Source organism: Longimicrobiaceae bacterium, assembly GCA_035936415.1.
In the GTDB taxonomy this organism is placed as follows: Bacteria; Gemmatimonadota; Gemmatimonadetes; order Longimicrobiales; family Longimicrobiaceae; genus JAFAYN01.
Genome location: DASYWD010000571.1, coordinates 1 through 2,418, shown reverse-complemented (window position 1 = coordinate 2,418; position 2,418 = coordinate 1). Strand labels below are relative to the sequence as shown.

The following is a 2,418-nucleotide window of genomic DNA, read 5'->3' as shown; positions in this document are numbered from 1 at the left end:
GCAGGCGTCGCGCGGATACGCCGCCGCGGTCGCGTTCCACTCCTCCACCACCTGCCGCCGCTCCTCCTCCGGAAGCACGTCGATGCTCCCGAGCGCCCGCCCCGGCGAGACTTCCAGCGCCTCCACCAGCCGCTCCAGCGCGGTGCGCATCATCCGGCAGACGCGCATCGCCCCGGCCGGGGCCGCGACCCGTGCCGAGAGCCAGAGCCCCTCCCCTCCATCGTCCACCGACAGCGTCACCGGGCAGCTCGTCCCCGCCGGCCCGGTCCACGCGGCATCGTCGGGGCGAGCAGACCCGCCGTCCCGGTAGCTGAACAGCGAGGTGAAAAGCGGCGTCGGCGCAGGCACGCCACTGCACCGCTGCGCCAGCGCCAGGGGCGCCCGCCGATGCCGCAGCAGCTCCGCGAGCAGCGCGTGCGTCGCCCGGACGGTCGCCTCCACCCCCAGACTCCCCAGGTGGACCCGGGCAGGAAGCGTGTCGGCGAGCGGGCGCGCCTCCCCGCCCTCTCCCTCGCTCCCGGCGAGCACGGTCCCGAACACCACGTCGCGGCGGCCGGTAGCCCGCGCCAGCACCAGCGCCCACGCGACGTGGCACAGGCTCGACGTGCTCACCCCCAGCGACCGGGCGCGCGTCCACAGCCGCACCGCCAGCCTCTCCTCGGCCAGGAGGCGCGCCTCCCCGATCTCTCGTTCCCCCACCTCGGCCACGCCGTAAGGGACCGTCGGCTCTTCGACGTCCCCCAGCAGACCGCGGAAGAACGCCTCGTGGTCCTCCCAGGTCTCCCCGGGCCACGATCCGTCCGTCCGGTCGGGAAACAGCAGCGGGACCGGCAGCGTCTCCGCGCCTCCCGGCACGTGCGCCCGCGTCTCCTCGTGCAGCTCCAGCTTGGGCTCGGTCATCGGACGATGAAGAAGGAGGAGGGCGGGAGACGTCGCCGAACGCCGTCGCCCGACTTCGCGCGAATGTTCGGGAAAGGAGCGGGAGGTCCCGCTTGCGCGGGTCTACTCGGCGCTTCCGACCCGTTGTCGTTTCTGGTGAGGCTCGACCCGGCGCCCGAGCGGCTTCGCGATCGTGGAATGATCCAACGGCCGCCTCCGCCAGGGGGGGTCGGGAGCGTGCCGACCGCGAGGTCCGCACGGAGTCGAAGCTGGAAACGAGCGGCCATCCGGGGCGCACCCCCGGTCCGGCCGCGGGCGAAGACTGCCGCACCCGGGCGCACCCCCCCTGGTGCAGGGCAGGATCACCCCGTTCAGCGCGTCGTGCACCGTATGGTTCAGGACAACATACGATGCAGAAAACCCGCGGTCAAGGACTTCAAAGCGACCGGAGACCTCGGCTCGTTCGTGGGCCACCACTGCGGTGCCTACCAGCGCAAACGGGGCGCCTACGGCCCTTGCCGGCCTCTCCGGCGTGCGGGAGATCAGCCTTGACACCACCGTGGATGCGATGAATTATTCGCGGCAGCGTGCCACGACGTGGCTGAAGCTCTGCGCAAAGACGACACGGCCGGCCCGGGTCCTTGCCCCCGGGCTGTCCTTCATTCGCAGCCGCCGGTCCCGCAGTGTGGGGAACGCGGTGGGATCGCCACCAGGGGAGACACCATGAACGTCCCCGATCGGTTCGAGCGGAGATCCGGAGAGGAGTCGGACGGCGCGAGGGGCCCCGGGTGGCGCGATTCCCTGGCCGCCGACGCACGCTTCGCGCTGCGCCACTTCCGGCGGAGATGGGGCACGACGGTCACGATGCTCGCCATCCTCTCCCTGGGGATGAGCATCAGCACCCTGCTGTTCTCCGTCGTGTATTCGTTCGCGGTGCAGCCGCCGCCGGTCGTCGCCCGGGAGGACGGCCTCGTTCGCATCCGGGGCAGCCAGGCCGGCGAGTCGGGCGTGCGCAGGTCGCGCGCGTTCTCGCTCGAGGAGTTCGAGGAGTACCGGCGGCTGAACGAGCACTTCAGCGCCGTGGCAGGGTGGGCGAACGCGGAGGTCGGGCTGGACGTGACCGGAGACAGCGAGCTCGGCGCGCTCACGGCCGACGCGACCTTCGTGACCGAGAACTACTTCGCCGTCCTGGGGGTCCGGCCGGTCATGGGCGCCGGTCTTCCCACGTACGAGGCCGAGGACCCGGCGTCTGCGAGGGTGGCGGTCATCGGGCACCTCGCCTGGGACCGGCTCTTCGGGAGGAGCCCGGGCGCGATCGGCAGGACCCTGCTCGTGAACGGCGTGCCGGTCACGGTCGTGGGCGTGGCGCCCCCCCGGTTCATCGGGGTGGGCGCGGGCGGCCAGCTGCAGGTCTGGCTCCCGCTCTCCAGCCGGCACGCGGTGCTGCCGCCCGCTTCCGCGGAAAGCCTCGGCTTCCGCGCCGCCGCGCGGCTCCGCCCCGGCGTCACGCCCGGCGCGGCGGAGGCGGCCGTGCAGGTC

Annotated in this window: 2 protein-coding genes; one reads left to right on the top strand and one right to left on the bottom strand. The window is 72.9% G+C overall.

Annotated features, from left to right (window positions below):
* Positions 1–900 (bottom strand): hypothetical protein (locus tag VGR37_22905; GenBank protein HEV2150267.1); only part of this gene is annotated, 900 nt, incomplete at its 3' end.
* A gap of 702 nt (positions 901–1,602) precedes the next feature.
* Here VGR37_22905 and VGR37_22900 point away from each other — a divergent pair.
* A partial coding sequence (locus VGR37_22900) for an ABC transporter permease (protein HEV2150266.1) occupies positions 1,603–2,418 on the top strand: 816 nt, incomplete at its 3' end.